The organism is Aequorivita flava (assembly GCF_038742595.1).
In the GTDB taxonomy this organism is placed as follows: domain Bacteria; phylum Bacteroidota; class Bacteroidia; order Flavobacteriales; family Flavobacteriaceae; genus Aequorivita; species Aequorivita marisscotiae.
Map to the genome: position 1 here is coordinate 41770 of NZ_JBANCF010000008.1, position 17431 is coordinate 59200.

Below are 17431 nucleotides of genomic sequence, written 5' to 3' on the forward strand. Positions count from 1 at the left end.
AGCAAAGCCATAGCAAAGCCATTAAACTGTAAGAAAAACATTATTTTTTCCTACAAATTTTGGAGCTCATTTAAAAAGCCATAAATAAGCGTAGAAAACCTTCCATTTAGACATACTCATATTTTCCATTTCCGAAATTGCCCTCTCGTAGAAGGGAGCCTGGGAGGGATGTTTACCTAATCTCTGAGTCTGCTGAGGTTTGTGCTGCAATAAAATACATCAGCCACACATAGCGTATGGCCAAGGCTATCAATAAAGGTAGTAACGCGATTGCGAATACTTGTACCCCTGTTATCCAATGTATGGTTAATAGCACCAAGAGCAGGATTAACAGCAGTACATAACGCTTCAGTTTAACGGAGACTCGTTTTTTAGAAATTGCAAACACTACAAATAGGGAAATTGGAAACGCCCATAATAGATTGTAATTATTGGCGGTGGCAGTATGATCTGTTGCAAACCAGAGTAGCAACAACAGTACGCCCACGAGCCCTGTAAATGTAAATATGGCCGTATCTAAATATCGGCTTCGAGTGTTTCTTTTGTAGTCGCGGTAGGTTATAAAAACAATCAATCCCCCTAATAATCCCAGTATAAATAGCGGACTGGTTAAAAATATATTTTCTGGGGAGCTAGGGTCGTTATTAAAAAGTACGGTTGTTTCTTTAACCAAATTTTCGGTTTTCCCATTTCTATGAATAATGGCATTTGCCGCTCCCTCATACACATAATCGGGTAAGAATTGGTATTCTATAGGTTTTGCTTTTCTGTCTATTACAGCGCCTAAGGCAATGTCTATGCCCATACTTCCCCAAGTATTGGCGTTGAGGTTTTGCTGAATAAGCTCGCGGAAGCTCAATTCTTCTTTTATATGGTCTTCCTTAAATTCCAACTTATCGCCAAGTACGGTCTGCACTACGTCCCGAATCTTGGTGGCACAATTGTCATAAAAGAAATCGTATTTATACTTTTTGTTTTCTGGCTTAGCGTTGTTCCACAAAAAGTCTGAAACAGCCTGCTTTTCGGCATAGTTGAGGTTGAGGGTCTGTTCTTTTATCCAACGGTTTTGGGCGACATAGCTATTGTAAAATGGCTGATAATAATTAACTCCCAGCTCGTAAAGCAATTTTCCCTGTGCGAATTTTGTATAAAAATTGGGCGTGTCGAAATCGAACTTCCCGTAATTAAAAACTACGTCAACTTCATTTAAAGTGTCTTGTATTCTGAAAGCACTATGCCCAAACTTATCGTAAAGTTCGGCTCCCGGACCGATAGTTAAAATGCTGATTTCTGAAGTTTCAGATAAAGGCATAAACTGCGCTTTTACCGAAACACTTAATAGAAGAATAAATATGAATAAATAATTTTTCACCACGAATACACGAATGTTTTAATTGTTTTTCAATAGCTCCACAACGAAAGTTCCAGTTTCATTTTTGATTTTGATTTCGATTTCGATTTCATTTTCTATCTAAAAATCTTCCAATCCAACTTCAAAGAAAACACATTGCTATAAAGCGCCGCACTTTGATCGCCAATATCGGTTAAAGCGTAATCTACTTGAATGCCTTTATATCGAAAACCCACGCCAATATTAGGCTGAAAACCTACAGATTCACTGCCGTCCAATTGTTTTATATTTTGAAAATTTCCAACGCCACCGCGAACGTAAACCATATCTATATAAGCAAATTCGAGGCCTAAAGAAGGGGTTATACTGGCAACTGAAGTTGCAATAACATCGTTGGTTTCTGCAAATCTAAAATTGAGATCTACTTCGGCCAATAAGGTATAATCGTAATTGTAAACAAACTTTCTCGCTATACCAAATTGTAGCTTTGGAATAGTAATTTCGGTAGTTTCGGGCAATTCCTGATTTTGACCTTCTACGGCGCCTTGAATTTCGGCAAATTTTTCTTCGTCTATACTCCAAGCGTTAAAAGTAGTGGTAATGTCGCGCGCCATAATACCGAACATCCATTTGTCATTTCTAAATTGAACCGCAGCATCCAACCCAAAGCCCCAGGAGGAGGCGAAGTCGCCAATAATTCGTCTAATAACTTTGGCATTCACGCCGTAATTTAAGCCGTCGAGCGGCAGTTTCCGGGCGTACGAAAAAGTAACCCCATAATCGGCTGTTGAAAATAAACTAATCCGGTTGTAATCTATATTGCCCTCACTGTCTATAAGTTGGGTGGTATTTAAAATATCGTCAACTCCAAAACGAATTAAGGAAAGGCCCACCGCACTTTTATCGTCTAGCGGCATAGCGAAGGCAGCGTAATCGTAATTGGCAATATTCGCAAAATAGGAAGCGTGCATCAACGAAATTTGTTTGTCCTCCAAATTTACCAAGCCGGCCGGATTCCAGTATCCCGAGTTTACATCGGCAGAAGAAGCCACCACGGCGTTGCTCATGCCAAAAGCAGCGGCATCAACTCCAATATTCATAAATTCGTTAGAATATTTACGCACTGTTTGTGCGCTCAGCGTGGCTGAAACAAGTAATAAAAGGAGGAAAAATTTTTCTTTCAAGCTAAAAAATTTGGACAAATATGGCACAATTTTACAGAATACTAAACTTTAAATTTGTGCACATATTGTGTTTTAGTAGCATTGGACGAAAATACTTTGTTATTTTTACATAAAAATTTTTCTTTTAAATAAAAGAACTTGTGTTTTGTCCGCTCGAGCGCAGTCTAGACCTATTTACTATACCATATGCTAAAACAAATTCCAAACATTATCACTTCCTTAAACATCCTCTGTGGATGCGTTGCTATACTTTTTGCAACCTCGGGCGATTTGATTACAGCTTCCTTTTTTGTTTTCCTCGGAATTTTCTTCGACTTTTTTGATGGGCTTGCAGCGCGATTGCTCAAAGCGCAAAGCGAAATTGGTCTGCAATTGGATTCCTTGGCAGATGTTATTACCAGTGGCGTTGCACCGGGAATTATAATGTATCAAATGCTGAATTTATCGTATTTCGGACATATGCAAACCTTAACCGAAACCTTTTCGATGGATGGGTGGAATGTAGGTTTTAAAAATTATATGCCTTTAATTGGTTTGCTCATCGTTATTGCTTCGGCATATAGATTGGCAAAGTTTAATGTAGATACCCGCCAAACTACTGGGTTTATAGGCCTTCCAACGCCTGCGAATGCACTTTTTGTTTTAAGTTTACCGTTAATTCTGCAATTTCAATATTCCGAATTGGCCGAAACCATAATATTAAATAGATGGTTTTTAATAGGAATAACCCTAATTAGCTGTATCCTACTAAATGCTGAAATTTCCCTTTTCGCATTAAAATTTAAAACTTGGGATTTTAAAAGCAATGCCATCCGATATGTATTTTTAATACTTTGTTTGGTGCTTTTAGTACTGCTGAAGTTTTTAGCAATCCCTTTTATAATAGTGCTATATATTGTGCTTTCGATGTTTAACCACAAAGTACACTAAGTAGAATTAATTATCTTCTCAGTGTTTAAGAGTAATAACCACAAAGTACACTAAGAAGTCACAGAGTGCACAAAGAAGAAACAATTATCTTCTCAGTGTTTAAGAGTTATAACCACAAAGTACACTAAGAAGTCACAGAGTGCACAAAGAAGGATTTGTTATACGCAGATCAGTGTGTTCTTTGTGAAAACCATTGTGGCCATAGTTGTTACATTAAGAATTTATTTTATTTAGAATGACCGAAAAATAAATAGCTAATAAAACTATAGGCTGTGCATTGGAAGTTCATAAGGCACTTGGGCCCGGCTTATTAGAATCTGCCTACCAAGAATGCTTATTTTATAAATTAAAGCTGAAGGGAATAAATGTTGAGAAACAAAAACCGATGCTTCTAATCTTTGAAGATGTAAAACTAGAAATTGGTTATCGAATTGATTTATTAGTTGAAAATAAAGTCATTATAGAAATAAAAAGTGTTGAATCTTTAAAGGATGTTCATTTAGCACAGACTCTGACTTATATGAGACTTGGCGGTTTTAAGTTAGGACTTCTTATAAATTTTAACGTAAGTCTATTAAAACAGGGTATTAAAAGAGTTATAAATGGAGACCTGTAAAATTAAAACTTTGTGTTCTTTGTGAAAACCTTTGTGTTCTTTGTGGTTAATTAGGGATAAGCATTCATTAAGTTGCATTGTAAAAACTGCCACGAATACACGAATACTATTTAAAAAAAAACTGTGAATTAGTGGCAAAAACTTAAAACTCCAATTTCTTCTTCCGAAGTTCAAAATTTTGTCCCAAATATACTTTTCGCACCATTTCGTCTGCAGCAAGTTCTTCGGGGACGCCGTGTTTTAAGATGCTTCCTTCAAACATTAAATACGTTCTGTCTGTAATAGCAAGTGTTTCCTGAACGTTGTGATCGGTTATAAGAATACCGATGTTTTTGTTTTTAAGTTGTGCTACAATTCGCTGAATATCTTCCACTGCAACAGGGTCAACGCCAGCGAAGGGCTCATCCAGAAGAATAAAATGCGGGTCGGTTGCCAAGGCGCGAGCAATTTCGGTACGCCTTCTTTCGCCACCGCTTAAAAGATCGCCCCGGTTTTTGCGAATGTGCCCTAAGCCAAATTCTTCAATTAGCGATTCCATTTTGGCGCGCTGTTCTTTTTTTGAAAGTTTTGTAAGTTGTAAAACGCTTAAAATATTGTCTTCCACGCTTAATTTTCTGAAAACAGAAGCTTCCTGCGCCAAATAACCAATTCCGTGTTGTGCGCGTTTGTACATTGGGTATTTGGTAATCTCGGTTCCTTCCAAAAAAATCCTGCCGCCATTGGGTTTAATTAAGCCCACAATCATATAGAATGAAGTGGTTTTACCAGCCCCATTCGGACCCAGTAACCCAACAATTTCTCCTTGATTTACTTCTACAGTAATTCCTTTAACGACCTTTCGGCCTTTATAGGATTTCATTAAATTTTCGGCTTTTAGCTTCATTTAATAGGATTAAAATTTTGATACAACAACCACTATTTTTCTCGGCTGAATGTTTTTTGCCACGAATACACGAATGCTGTTGAGCTATATGTTTTTTGCCACAAATATTTGAGCTCCTAACTATAAGTGTTCCACGCCTCTTTAGTCTCTATTCTCTTCTCTCTATTCTACAGTCTAGAGTCTTTCTTCTCACTAAAGTATTCAATTAAAACACACGAATATATCAATAATTCGTGAATTCGAAGGGGTAATATCTTTTGCGAGTCTGTACGGCTGCTCTATGTTTTTAGTGAATTAAACAAATGAGCGATCCGGAAAATTAATTTTTCTCTTCCAAGGCTTCCCAATATTCAAAAGCCCTGCGTAAATGTGGAATCACAATGGTGCCGCCAATAAGTAGGGAAATACTCATGCCTTCAACTACTTCTTCCTTGGTTAAACCTAGTTTGTGGCATTCCTCCAAATGGTACCGCACGCAATCGTCGCATCTAAGTACCAGTGAGTTTCCCAAGCCCAACAACTCCTTCGTTTTCTTAGGTAGGGCGCCCTCCATATAGGCATTGGTGTCTAAATTAAAAATTCGCTTGATGATCTTGTTGTTTTCCGCAAGCATCTTTTCATTCATCTTTTCGCGATAGGCGTTAAATTCTTCAACTATATTATTTTTCATTATATATGTAAATATGGAAGTTTTCTAGTTTATTAAATGCTAAATCGAGATATATAACATTCAAAGTCAATTCTCTCTTTCCTCTTTAATCTTTCCTCTTTCTTCTATTTTCTTCTCTTTTCTGATTTCTAATTACAATTTTCGAAATATATATACTCACTTCGTATAATATAATTATAGGAATAGCCACAATTATCTGACTTACAATGTCAGGAGGTGTAATTATAGCCGAAAGAATTAAAACAATTATTAAGGCGAATTTGCGGTTCTTCCGAAGTATTTCGGGCGTTATCAAGCCAATTTTTGTAAGGATATACATAATGATGGGCAGTTCAAAAACAATGCCGCAAGCCAATACCGAAGTTCGCACCAGCGCAATATAACTGTCTAAATCAAAATCGTTAAAAACCTCTTTGCTCACTTGGTAATTTCCCAAAAAGTTAATTGAAAGGGGGGTAATTAGGTAATAACCAAATAGAACTCCAATAAAGAATAGGAGGGAAGCTATAAAAATAAAGCCGCGACTGGTTTTGCGTTCTTTCTCTTTAAGTCCGGGGCTTATAAACTTCCAAAATTCGTATAAAATATATGGAAAAGCTACGATAATTCCCGCGTAAATGGATGTCCACATATGCGCCGAAAACTGTCCGGCCATAGTTCTACTCTGAATTCTAAAAGGCATTTCCTGAAAGCAAAAGGTGTCTAAACCCAAGGCTTGCGAAATGTTGCAAAACATTCTATAGGTAGGAAAATCGGGTTGCTTGGGTCCGAAGATAAGGGTGTTAAAAACAAAATCTTTAAAAATAAAGGCCAATACCGCCAGAATCATAACTGCTGCCGTTGAACGAATAAGGTGCCAACGCAGTTCCTCTAAGTGATCTAAAAAGGACATTTCTTTTTCTGGGGAACCAATTTTCTTCATTATATAATGCCCTCTTTGGTAAGATTATGAATGTGTACTACCCCGCTATACCTGCCTTTGTCTTCTGCGAGAATTTGAGTGATGCCGTATTTGTCCATCATTTCCATAGCTTCAACTGCCATAGCATTATTCGCTATTTTCTTGGGGTTATGGGTCATAATATCCTTGGCGGTTAATCCTGTAAAGTTATTGGTTTTGGTTAACATACGTCGCAAGTCGCCATCGGTTATTATTCCTACAATAGTATTATTTTCCACCACTGCGGTTACACCGAGCATTTTTTCAGAAATTTCAATTATAACCTTTTTTAGGTCGGTGTCTGGAGCTACTTGTGGCTTTTCGTTTAGTGAAGTAAGATTGCTTACCCGCAGGTATAATTTTTTTCCCAAGGAGCCTCCGGGATGGAATTTAGCAAAATCCTTACTCGAAAAACCGCGAAGATCCAACAAGCACATAGCCAGGGCATCGCCAATTACAAGTTGTGCCGTGGTACTGGTTGTAGGTGCCAAATTGTTTGGGCACGCTTCTTTTTCAACAAAGGCATTCAGTACAAAATCTGCTTGCTGCCCTAAAAACGATTCCCTATTACCAGTTATGGCTATTAGTTTATTTTCAATGGCTTTAATTAAAGGTACGAGTACTTTTATTTCGGGGGTATTTCCACTTTTAGAAATACATATTACGGTATCGGTTTCTTGCACTGTACCTAAGTCTCCGTGGATGGCGTCTGCCGCATGCATAAAGATAGCAGGCGTGCCCGTAGAGTTTAAAGTTGCTACTATTTTAGTGGCTATAATAGCGCTTTTGCCGATTCCGGTAATAATTACCCGCCCTTTGGAGTTGTAAATGCATTCTACTGCCCCTGCAAATTCTTCGTTCACTAAATGCGCCAAATTCGCAATGGCTTTACTCTCAGTTTCTATGGTATTTTGGGCTACGGAAATGATTCTGTTTTGCTTGTTCAAAATTTTAATGCTTTTGAATGTTTGTAACTGTTTCAGAAATTAGTATATTTAGAATAGAATTATATCAATTCAGATATCTTAACTAGTGATACTTTCATTTAAGATGCAGTCAACGTAATACGGTTGCAAAATTACAATTGTTAATCTGTAAAACAATGTATTGTTAACTAAAACTGAATTGTCTTTAAAAAACTAAAGCAGCGTGGCAGAAATTGACATTTATGCAGGCCTAAAAAAATACTTTGGGTTTACCCGCTTTAAGGGGTTACAGGAGGAGGTTATAAAAAGCATCCTCGATGGCAAAAACACCTTTGTGGTTATGCCTACTGGCGGTGGAAAATCGCTTTGTTACCAGCTTCCGGCACTAATGCAAGACGGAACAGCAATAATTGTTTCTCCGCTTATAGCGCTGATGAAAAACCAAGTAGATGCCTTACGTGCACTTTCTTCAGAAGAAGGCGTGGCCCACGTTTTAAACTCATCCCTTAACAAAACCGAAGTAAAAAGAGTAAAAAGCGATATTGCCAGCGGTATAACAAAATTGCTTTACGTTGCCCCCGAATCGCTTACAAAAGAAGAATATGTAGATTTTCTGCAAACCCAGAAAATTTCATTTATGGCAATAGATGAGGCACATTGCATTAGCGAATGGGGCCACGATTTTAGACCTGAATATAGAAACTTAAAAAATATCATTCAGCGAATAGGCGATAATATACCTATTATAGGGCTTACCGCCACCGCTACGCCAAAGGTGCAGGAAGACATTCTTAAAAACTTGGGCATGCCAGATGCCAATACGTTTAAAGCTTCTTTTAATCGTCCGAATCTCTATTACGAAATACGTCCAAAAACAAAAAGTGTTGATGCGGATATTATTCGCTTTGTAAAACAAAACGAAGGAAAAAGTGGAATTATTTACTGCTTAAGCCGAAAAAGAGTAGAGGAACTCGCGCAAGCCTTGCAGGTAAACGGTATAAAAGCCGTGCCATACCACGCCGGACTCGATGGGAAAACGCGGGTAAAACATCAGGATATGTTTTTAATGGAAGACGTAGATGTGGTGGTGGCAACCATAGCTTTTGGAATGGGTATAGATAAACCAGATGTGCGTTTTGTAATCCATAACGATATCCCAAAAAGTATTGAAAGCTATTACCAAGAAACCGGACGCGCTGGACGGGATGGCGGCGAAGGGCATTGCCTGGCATTTTACAGTTATAAGGATATTGAAAAACTCGAAAAGTTTATGAGCGGCAAACCCGTGGCCGAACAGGAAATTGGTCACGCACTCTTGCAAGAAGTAGTTGGTTTTGCCGAAACTTCTATGTCGCGTAGAAAATTTATCCTGCATTATTTTGGGGAAGAATTTGACAATGAAACTGGAGAAGGTGGAATGATGGACGATAATATGCGGTTTCCAAAAAAGAAGCACGAGGCAAAAACAGAAGCGGCATTGCTGTTAGACGTTGTGTCAAAATCTAACCAACAATATAAAAGCAAGGAAATTGTAAATGTTTTAATAGGAAAAGTAAATGCACTAATTAAATCGCATCGCACCGATACCCAAGCCTACTTTGGCTCAGGTGCAGATCAGGATGCTGCCTATTGGATGGCGCTACTCCGACAGCTTTTAGTGGCGGGTTACTTAAAAAAAGATATTGAAACTTATGGCGTAATTCGGTTAACGGAAGAGGGGAAACAATTTATAAAATCGCCAACTTCATTTATGATGACCGAAGATCATTCCTTTAAGGATGCCAATGACGATATAATTGTGGGAGTACAAAAAGGAGGCGATGTGGTAGATGAAAATCTGTTTAAGCTTCTAAAAGCCGAATTAAAAAAAGTAGCCCACGATTTAGATTTACCGCCATTTGTAATTTTTCAGGAACCCTCTTTGGAAGATATGGCGCTTAAATATCCAATCACCCTCGATGAACTTTCAAATGTGCACGGCGTAGGCGAGGGGAAGGCCAAAAAATACGGAAAACCTTTTCTGAAAATAATTCAAAATTACGTTGAGGATAACGATATTATTCGGCCGGAGGATTTTGTAGTAAAATCTACAGGCAGCAATAGCTCGTTAAAATTGTATATTATTCAAAACGTAGATCGCAAACTTGCCCTACCCGATATAGCCGATGCAAAAGGGCTGGAAATGCCAGAGTTTATAAAAGAAATGGAAGCGATCGTTTTTAGCGGTACCAAGCTTAATATAAGTTATTGGATCGATGAAATATTAGACGAAGACCAACAGGAAGAAATCCACGATTATTTTTTAGAGGCCAAAACCGATAAAATTGAAGATGCCCTCGACGAATTTGATGGCGATTACGACGAAGAAGAATTGCGGCTATACCGAATTAAATTTATCAGCGAAGTAGGAAATTAAAATTTGGCCGTAGTAGAGACAGATTGCAATCTGTCTCTACGATTTTTGTTCTTTGTTAAAATACACCAAGTAGTAATACATTTGTTTTTCTTCATCCCAACCTTTTTCAACAAATTTTTCGGCGCTTTCGGGATTTATAAAATCTAACTTTATCTGAATGTTGGTGTCGAGATTAATAATGTTTTTTATTTTCTTTCGCGCAGCTGTAACGGCTGTGTTTGCAATGGGGAAAGTAGTTAAATCCTCAATGCTGTATTTAGGTGCTTTTTCGGTTTTATAGTGTCGAAACTCCGGCATTAAATCGGGATTGTCTATTACCTCATTCATAAAAGCCGTCTCTTCAAATTGGTCGTTTTTCGCAAAATGATTTACAGCGCGGTTCATAAACATTACCTCCTGCTTTTTATCTTCTGCCGGTAGAACAACATCTTTCGCAAAATCCTGGCAGAATTTTAAATACTTTTTTGTGTAAAAATTATCATCGGCAAAAGCTTCCACACCTAAAAAGCTTTCCAGCCAATAGCGTGCGTCGTAACGGTTGCTATCTACCGAAAGAATTTTGTAACCCTCTTCTTTTTTTGAATTGAAAATAATACAGCCTTTGTCTAATTTATTCAAGCTAACCCCGTGCTGTAACATCGCTTCCAACTGATTTCCTTCCTCTGCAAATTGAAGAAAATCCTGTTTTAATTCACTCTTAAAAATACCGATGGCATCCATCTTTACATTGTCCAATTGCACATTTTCAAGATAGGCAACATACACTTCGCCGCTTTTTATATGCGGATGTTCCGATTGGTTGTAAAGGTAGGTTGCAATCTTTCGGCTTTCTTCGTGAATGCTATTCGGATTGTCGAAAATCTTAGTGGCACTGTTGTAAAGTTCGTGAAATTCCAAATCGGCTTCGTGCGCAAATTGGAAGTAATTTTCTTCTTTTTCACGGAAAGGTTTTAGAAAAAACTCTTTGAGCAATGGCGTAATTTCGTCGTCCATTTTATACGGACTTTCAGAAAGGAAAATACTTTCGTTTCTACTTTTATTACCCACTCTATGAATGGAAAGGGATGCAATATGGGTGCTAAAAAGATTGATCATTTTTTAAAAAGTGAGTAAGTGAATATGTAAATAAGTAAAATTTTTTAACCGACAACCGACAACCGACAACCGACAACCGCCAACCGACAACCGACAACCGACAACCGACAACCGAATCAATTCCAGTTTTCGTCAAAATCGAGATTGTCGTAATCTTCCGGATCAAGATCAAATTCTTCGTCAAGGTCGTCGTCTTCAATTTCTTCTGCAATAAATTCTTTTTCTGGAGCTTCTTCGGGAATTTGACCGTGCGAGTACATCAAGTTTGGATATATCTGCCCGGTTTCCGCTTCGGCAATATCGGCAAGTTCCACCATAAACGTCCACATATTTAGAAAATCGTACACATAAAGCAATCGGGTGCTATTTTCATCAACTACATCTTCCAAATAGGTTTCGTTCATTACGCGCGTACCTCCTTCTTCGTCGCTAACGTCAAATAGTGAGATTTCTTCACCTTCTTCCCATAAATCGTTACTGATGTAAAAGGAAGCCATTTCCAGACCATCAAAGCCAAAAGATTGGGTTATTGCGTTGTGAAAATCTTCCAATGAAGCAGAAGCGTTAATTTCAATATCGCGAAAAACATCTTCGTGGGTGTCTAAAATAACTCTGAAACGGTAAATCATTTTGTTTAATTTTTTGGGTTGCAAAGGTATTAAAAAGTAGGCAGTTTTAGTTGTAATTTACGGTTTTTGACTTCCTTTTATTTTGAAAATCTATGTAGCACAAAAGTCATAGAGGCCAAGAGAAAAAAGGCGGTAACCTGATGCAACACACCCAAAACTACGGGAACTTGCAGAATCAATGTGTAAACACCCAATATAAACTGTGTGAAAACCAAGATAAGTAAAGCGTTTATACTTTTTTGTTGCAGGTTTGTTAGGGATAATTTTCGGGTTTTGTACCAAATAAATAGTATTACGGCAACCACCAAATACGCCATATAGCGATGCACAAATTGCACCCCGCTTTTACCTTCTACAAAGTTTTTCCACAGGGGCACTTGCTCTGTATAAACAGTTTCGTGTATTAATTTTCCTTCGTTCATAAAGGGCCAATGGTTGTGAATCCAACCCGCATCGAGCCCAGCTACAAAGGCGCCCCATATAATTTGAATGAGCAATACCGCCATTCCAAAACGAATAATGTTTCGGATATGGGTGTTTATTTCTTTTTTAACCGGATAAATTAAATCTAAGGCTACCCAAAAGGTATATGCAAAAGTTAAAAAGGCGGTTGTAAGATGCATGGCCAGCCTGTAATGACTCACACTGGGCCTATCTATCAGCCCGCTTTTTACCATATACCAGCCCAAAAACCCTTGGAAACCACCCAGAAATAGGAGGATGATCGCTTTTTTAATAGTGGGTTTGGTGAGTTGTTTTTTCAGCAGAAAATAGAAAAACGGCACTAGAAATACGATACCCAACAATCTGCCCAAAACTCGATGAATGTATTCCCAGAAGTAAATATCCTTAAAATCCTCCAAATCGAAGTGATTGTGAAGTTTTTGATATTCCGGAAATTGCTGGTAATGTTCAAATTCGGCTATCCATTCGGCTTCGTTTAACGGCGGAATGGTGCCAGAGACCAATTTATAACTGGAAATTGAAAGCCCCGAATGGGTAAGCCGCGTTATACCGCCAACCACAACCATTATAAAAATCAGGAAACATCCTGTGAGGAGCCAGTAAATTACTTTTTTGTTGTCTTTTTTTACCACGAATTCACTAATTATTATATGATACTATTTTTTGTATTCCATCCTTCCACTGCGCTCAGGGTGACAGATTTAAGTTCAGCAATCAACAATCGTTAATCCTCAATCGTTAATCCTCAATCGTTAATCCTCAATCGTTAATCTTAAATCGTTATTCCTCAATCGTCAATCCAATTTCAGCCCCTTTTTTCAGCATAAACTCTCTTGCCGCTTCGTATTCATTTGGGATTTCTCCTTCGAGAATTGCTTCTTTTATGGCGTCTTTAATAAGTCCGATCTCGCGCGAAGGTTTTAAATTAAAGGTTTTCATGATTTCTTCACCGCTTACTGGGGGCTGAAAGTTGCGAACATGGTCTCGTTCTTCAACCTCTACAATTTTATCGCGCACCAATTGAAAATTGGCGTGATATTTTTTAAACTTTTTCGGATTTTTCGTAGTAATATCGGCCTCGCAAAGAGTCATTAGATCTTCTACATTTTCACCTGCGTCAAAAATTAAGCGACGCACGGCACTATCGGTTACATCGCTGGCTAAGGCGATGGGACGGGAGCTCATTAAAACCATTTTCTGAACGAACTTCATTTTATCGTTCAGCGGCATTTTCAGCCTTTTAAAAAGTTTGTAAACCATTTTTGCACCAACAAACTCGTGTGTGTGAAAGGTCCACCCCAATTTTTTGTCGAATCTTTTTGTCGGTGCTTTTCCGATATCGTGAAGCAATGCAGCCCACCGAAGCCAAAGGTCGTCCGTTGCTTTTGAAATATTATCGACCACCTCCAATGTATGCCAAAAATTGTCTTTATGGGTTTGCCCTTCTTTTTCGTCAATGCCCTGTAATGCCACCAATTCTGGTAGAATATAGGATAGTAAGCCCGTTTTGTGCAAAAGGGCGAATCCTTTTGAAGGAACATTGGCGAGCAGCATTTTATTCAGCTCGTCAACAATTCGTTCCTTTGAAATTATTTTTATTCTTTTGGCATTTCGCTTAATAGCTGCCAAGGAATCTTTTTCAATAATAAAATTTAATTGGGTTGCAAAACGAATGGCCCGCAACATCCGCAATGGGTCGTCGCTATACGTTATATCTGGATCGAGCGGAGTTCGGATTATATGGTTTTCCAGATCGGCAATTCCGTTAAAAGGATCTAATAGCTTACCAAAATTTTCATCATTCAGACTCAAGGCTAGGGCGTTAATGGTAAAATCCCTTCGGTTTTGATCGTCAGCCAAACTGCCGTTTTCCACAGCAGGATTTCTACTTTCTTCGGAATACGATTCCTTACGTGCGCCTACAAACTCAAGCTCTATCCCCCCACTTTTCAGCATGGCCGTGCCATAGGTTTTAAAGACGGAAACTTTTGGTTTTCCCGGAAGCAATCTTGAAACTTCCTGTGCCAGTTCAATGCCACTTCCTACAGCAACAATATCAATATCCTTGGCTTCACCGCGATTTAAAATATAGTCGCGCACATAGCCCCCAATTACATAGCTCTCCAAGTTTAAGTTTGAAGCGGCTTTGGAAATGGTTCTAAAGATTGGGTTTTGTAATGCTGATATGTAGGATGGGTTGACCACTAATATTTTTTTTTGCCACGAATACACTAATATGGTGTGGTGGGCTTTTATTATTTTTATTTATAGGACAATTCTCTTATGGTCTAAAAATTCTTTTTGGAAATTCCCTAAAAGCGCCAGCTTACATTCTGAAACTTTTAAATAGTTAATGCATTGAGCTAAATGTTTATCGTTAAGCATTTCAACAGATTTAACTTCCAAAATTATTTTATCCATAACCACAAAATCTGCATAAAATTTATGTGGTAAAGTAATGTCTTTATATTTTACTGAATATTGCTTTTCTCTTTCGAATGGAATATCCTTTTGTTTAAATTCATATTCAATAGCATCTTTATAAACAATTTCGGAAAAACCACTACCCAATTCATTATACACGTCAAACATACAACCGACAATAGCATAGCTATCCTCTTTATATATAATATCTGCCATTGTATTAGAGTGTTGTTTAAAAAAAAATTCGTGAATTCGTGGCAATACTTACTTCCGAATAACCTTTACGGAACCATCGTTTTTCAACTTAATAATAGCCGAGGGTTTTCCCGATTTTTTTTCGTGATGCAAATTTACAACATAGTCCACGCCTTCCAAAATTAAAGGGTCTATTTCCTTAAAACTTTGCGGCGTATTTGTGCCGCTTATATTTGCGGAAGTTGAGACCAATGGATGCCGTAATTTCTTGATCAATGTTTTGCAAAAATCGTCTTTTGGAACCCGCACTGCAAGCGAATTGTCTTCGGCAATTAAATTTTCCGCTACGCGAATTGGGTCGTCGTAAATAATTGTCGTGGGCTTTTTGGCATATTTTAAAATATCGTATGCCACTTCGGGTACGTTTTCAATATATTCGTTCAACATTCTAAAATCGCTTACCAAGCAGATTAGCGACTTTTTATCGCTTCGTTTTTTAAGTTGAAATATTCTTTCAACAGCCTCCGAATTAGTGGCATCGCAGCCAATGCCCCAAACAGTGTCAGTTGGATAAAGAATTAACCCTCCCTTTTTTAAAATATCCAAACAATTTTCAATTTCAGTTTTCATCTAAAAAGCTCATTTTTTGTTTTCGTTTTAAAGATTGTGTTTGGTTGTTGCTCTTTAAAATTATCGGCAACAAGTGCCATTTTTTGGGTTTCAGCAATAGTGCCACACACAAATAAGTTCTGATAAGCAAATATTTTCCGAAGCCGTAATTTTTCCGAAGCACATATAAATACGAAATATAACTCTCCCTATTCATCGCTTGCGACGTGCCCGTACTTACCCCTTGATGGTGCAAAATTTGCGCTTCGGGGACCAGCCAACTTTCATACCCCAATTTTTTTAAGCGATGGCAAATATCCATCTCTTCCCAATACAGAAAAATATTGGTGTCAAACCCGCCTACCTCTGCAAATGCCTTGCTGTCAAAAAAAAGAAAAGCACCATTTACCCAATTTACTTTTACTGGTTCGGAATATTCTTTTTTGCGCTTGGGATATAATTCCGGATTGTTTTTTTCAAGAAAACTTCTACCGAAAAGTAATCTTCGCAAGCCTTTATTATGGTCAAAAGAAGGAACAAAATCATTGTTTTCATCAAAATTCTGCGCTGTTGAAACCCCCACTTTTGGATTCGCTTTCATAAAATTCAGCAAAATATGCAAGCAGTCGTTGAGCAACATTGCATCGTTATTCAGAAAAAGTAAATAATCTGCATTTGCGAATTGCGCCCCGAACATATTGCCGCCGCCAAAGCCCGTGTTTATGTTGCTTCGGTGCAGTGAAATGTTAGGTTTGGTGGGAAAACCTTCCTTTAAAATTTTATATTCTAAAGCTGTGGAATTGTTATCCACCACAATTATTTGGTAGGAAATGGCTTCCGAAGTCTTTTCAACCACAGTGTTTACGCACTCCAAAGTGTATTTTGAAGAGTTGTAATTAACAATGATAATGGCTACATCCATCCCATAATTTTTAGCAGCGGAATTTTTAAGATTTATTTTGGCAAAGATACAATTACCAACTGTGGCAGATGGCCGAAAATTTTAAATATTTATATGGTTATAGCAAGCTTTTATACACCTCAATATATTTTTTGGCGGTTGTTTGCCAACTAAAACTTTTGGCGCGTTCGATGTACCAATTTTCATAAAACGCTTTGTTGTTGTTATACGTATTCATTCCATCTTTCAACACATTCGCCATATATTCGGGCTCGTAGTGATCCCAAAAAAAGCTGTGCTCGCCACCAATTTCGGGTAGGGAAGTGTTATTTGAAAGAAATACTGGTTTCCCAAAACGCATTGCTTCAATTGGTGGAATGCCGAAACCTTCCCGATGCGATGGGAAAACAAAAGCTTCGCAATTTTGCAGATAATACTGTTTGTCTAAATCGGCTATTTTTCCAGTTTGAAATACCCTGTTTTCAAAACCGAAATGTTTTACTTTTTCAGAAAGCTTTTCGGCGTAATTCGAACTGTTACTGCCTGCCAGCACCAAATTATATTCCGGCAGAAAGCGCAACATTTCTACCAGACTCATAAAATTTTTCCGTTCGCTGAAATCCCCGATGGAAAAAAGATAGGGTTTTGGTGGTAAAATGGAAGGTTTGTAATCTGTCGGAATTGAAATATCGGTAATTGTATTGCCGTTGTAAATTACGTATTCGGGAATATTGGGAACTTCAAAATGTGCGTGTGTATCCTGTTTTGCGAACTCTGAAATATAGGCGATGGCGCTGCTGCGTTTAAGCTTTTCGTCAAATTGTTTTTTTAATTTTTGCTGCAATTCCGCAGAACCTTCGGTTACAAAATGTACATCGTGTACCGTGAGTAAATACGGAATATTGAAAAATGGTTCAATCTTTATATTTTGGTTTAAGCAATGCCAAAGATTGTACTTTTTCTTTATGCGGAAAGGTTTATGGCGTGTAAGCGAATTGTATTTTCGGTATTTAAAAGTATCGCCGAATTCATTTTTTAATTCTGAAATATTCTTCGCATTTAAAACTATTTCAAAATCATTTGGCCGTACTGCTGCCAAAGCTTTAATAAAGTGATAGTTAAACTGCCCAAAGCCAGAATAACGGTTTTTTAAATTATGCGATTCTAAAAAAACTTGTTTCAAAGTTGCAATTTAAG

General features: G+C 37.8%; 17 protein-coding genes. 3 read left to right on the forward strand and 14 right to left on the reverse strand.

From position 1 onward, the window contains the following. Nucleotides 1-172: 172 nt before the first annotated feature. Both VZD24_RS10430 and VZD24_RS10435 read right to left on the reverse strand, forming a co-directional pair. A complete protein-coding gene (locus VZD24_RS10430) occupies nt 173-1312 on the reverse strand; it encodes a lipoprotein N-acyltransferase Lnb domain-containing protein (protein ID WP_342687279.1) in 1140 nt (379 codons plus the stop codon). A gap of 155 nt (nt 1313-1467) precedes the next feature. Then, complete coding sequence (locus VZD24_RS10435; protein WP_342687280.1) at nt 1468-2535, reverse strand: putative type IX sorting system protein PorV2; 1068 nt, start codon at nt 2533-2535, stop codon at nt 1468-1470. Nucleotides 2536-2721: 186 nt separating this feature from the next. Between VZD24_RS10435 and VZD24_RS10440 the strand changes: the two genes are divergently transcribed. Beyond that, complete coding sequence (locus VZD24_RS10440; protein ID WP_279448793.1) at nt 2722-3465, forward strand: CDP-alcohol phosphatidyltransferase family protein; 744 nt, start codon at nt 2722-2724, stop codon at nt 3463-3465. 250 nt (nt 3466-3715) lie between these two features. Further along, on the forward strand, nt 3716-4081 hold the full coding sequence (locus tag VZD24_RS10445) for a GxxExxY protein (protein ID WP_373693820.1): 366 nt from the start codon (nt 3716-3718) through the stop codon (nt 4079-4081). A gap of 142 nt (nt 4082-4223) precedes the next feature. Here VZD24_RS10445 and lptB read toward each other — a convergent pair whose 3' ends face one another. The 4 genes from lptB to VZD24_RS10465 all read right to left on the reverse strand — a co-directional run bounded on the left by lptB (nt 4224) and on the right by VZD24_RS10465 (nt 7521). Beyond that, nucleotides 4224-4964 (reverse strand): LPS export ABC transporter ATP-binding protein, encoded by a 741-nt coding sequence (gene lptB, locus VZD24_RS10450; protein ID WP_272855090.1) that lies wholly within the window; start codon nt 4962-4964, stop codon nt 4224-4226. A gap of 319 nt (nt 4965-5283) precedes the next feature. Beyond that, nucleotides 5284-5634: a carboxymuconolactone decarboxylase family protein gene (locus VZD24_RS10455; protein WP_342687281.1), complete on the reverse strand. Its 351-nt coding sequence runs from the start codon at nt 5632-5634 to the stop codon at nt 5284-5286. 85 nt (nt 5635-5719) lie between these two features. Then, nucleotides 5720-6556: a twin-arginine translocase subunit TatC gene (tatC, locus tag VZD24_RS10460; RefSeq protein ID WP_342687282.1), complete on the reverse strand. Its 837-nt coding sequence runs from the start codon at nt 6554-6556 to the stop codon at nt 5720-5722. Then, the gene (locus tag VZD24_RS10465; RefSeq protein WP_279448790.1) at nt 6556-7521 is read right to left on the reverse strand and encodes a KpsF/GutQ family sugar-phosphate isomerase; all 966 of its coding nucleotides are present in this window, start codon (nt 7519-7521) and stop codon (nt 6556-6558) included. The genes tatC and VZD24_RS10465 overlap by 1 nt, the downstream gene beginning before the upstream one ends. Before the next feature lie 202 nt (nt 7522-7723). Between VZD24_RS10465 and VZD24_RS10470 the strand changes: the two genes are divergently transcribed. After that, on the forward strand, nt 7724-9916 hold the full coding sequence (locus VZD24_RS10470) for a RecQ family ATP-dependent DNA helicase (RefSeq protein ID WP_279448789.1): 2193 nt from the start codon (nt 7724-7726) through the stop codon (nt 9914-9916). Between the two features lie 36 nt (nt 9917-9952). On the opposite strand, the gene VZD24_RS10475 is transcribed toward VZD24_RS10470, so the two are convergent. From VZD24_RS10475 to VZD24_RS10510, 8 genes are all read right to left on the reverse strand, one after another. Next, entirely contained in the window at nt 9953-11011 is a 1059-nt protein-coding gene (locus VZD24_RS10475) for a nucleoid-associated protein (RefSeq protein WP_279448787.1), read from the reverse strand. Between the two features lie 116 nt (nt 11012-11127). Continuing rightward, nucleotides 11128-11640, reverse strand: coding sequence for an IS1096 element passenger TnpR family protein (locus tag VZD24_RS10480; protein ID WP_342687283.1), 513 nt, complete (start codon nt 11638-11640; stop codon nt 11128-11130). 77 nt (nt 11641-11717) lie between these two features. After that, nucleotides 11718-12737, reverse strand: coding sequence for a COX15/CtaA family protein (locus tag VZD24_RS10485; protein ID WP_279448784.1), 1020 nt, complete (start codon nt 12735-12737; stop codon nt 11718-11720). Nucleotides 12738-12885: 148 nt separating this feature from the next. After that, nucleotides 12886-14310, reverse strand: coding sequence for a CCA tRNA nucleotidyltransferase (locus VZD24_RS10490; RefSeq protein WP_342687284.1), 1425 nt, complete (start codon nt 14308-14310; stop codon nt 12886-12888). Between the two features lie 60 nt (nt 14311-14370). Beyond that, nucleotides 14371-14745, reverse strand: coding sequence for a GxxExxY protein (locus tag VZD24_RS10495; protein WP_342687285.1), 375 nt, complete (start codon nt 14743-14745; stop codon nt 14371-14373). A 48-nt stretch (nt 14746-14793) separates the two neighbouring features. After that, nucleotides 14794-15354: an L-threonylcarbamoyladenylate synthase gene (locus tag VZD24_RS10500; protein WP_342687286.1), complete on the reverse strand. Its 561-nt coding sequence runs from the start codon at nt 15352-15354 to the stop codon at nt 14794-14796. Continuing rightward, entirely contained in the window at nt 15344-16255 is a 912-nt protein-coding gene (locus VZD24_RS10505; protein ID WP_342687287.1) for a glycosyltransferase family 2 protein, read from the reverse strand. The genes VZD24_RS10500 and VZD24_RS10505 overlap by 11 nt, the downstream gene beginning before the upstream one ends. A 97-nt stretch (nt 16256-16352) precedes the next feature. Further along, nucleotides 16353-17417, reverse strand: a complete 1065-nt coding sequence (locus VZD24_RS10510) for a glycosyltransferase family 4 protein (protein WP_342687288.1) — start codon at nt 17415-17417, stop codon at nt 16353-16355. Nucleotides 17418-17431: the final 14 nt, after the last annotated feature.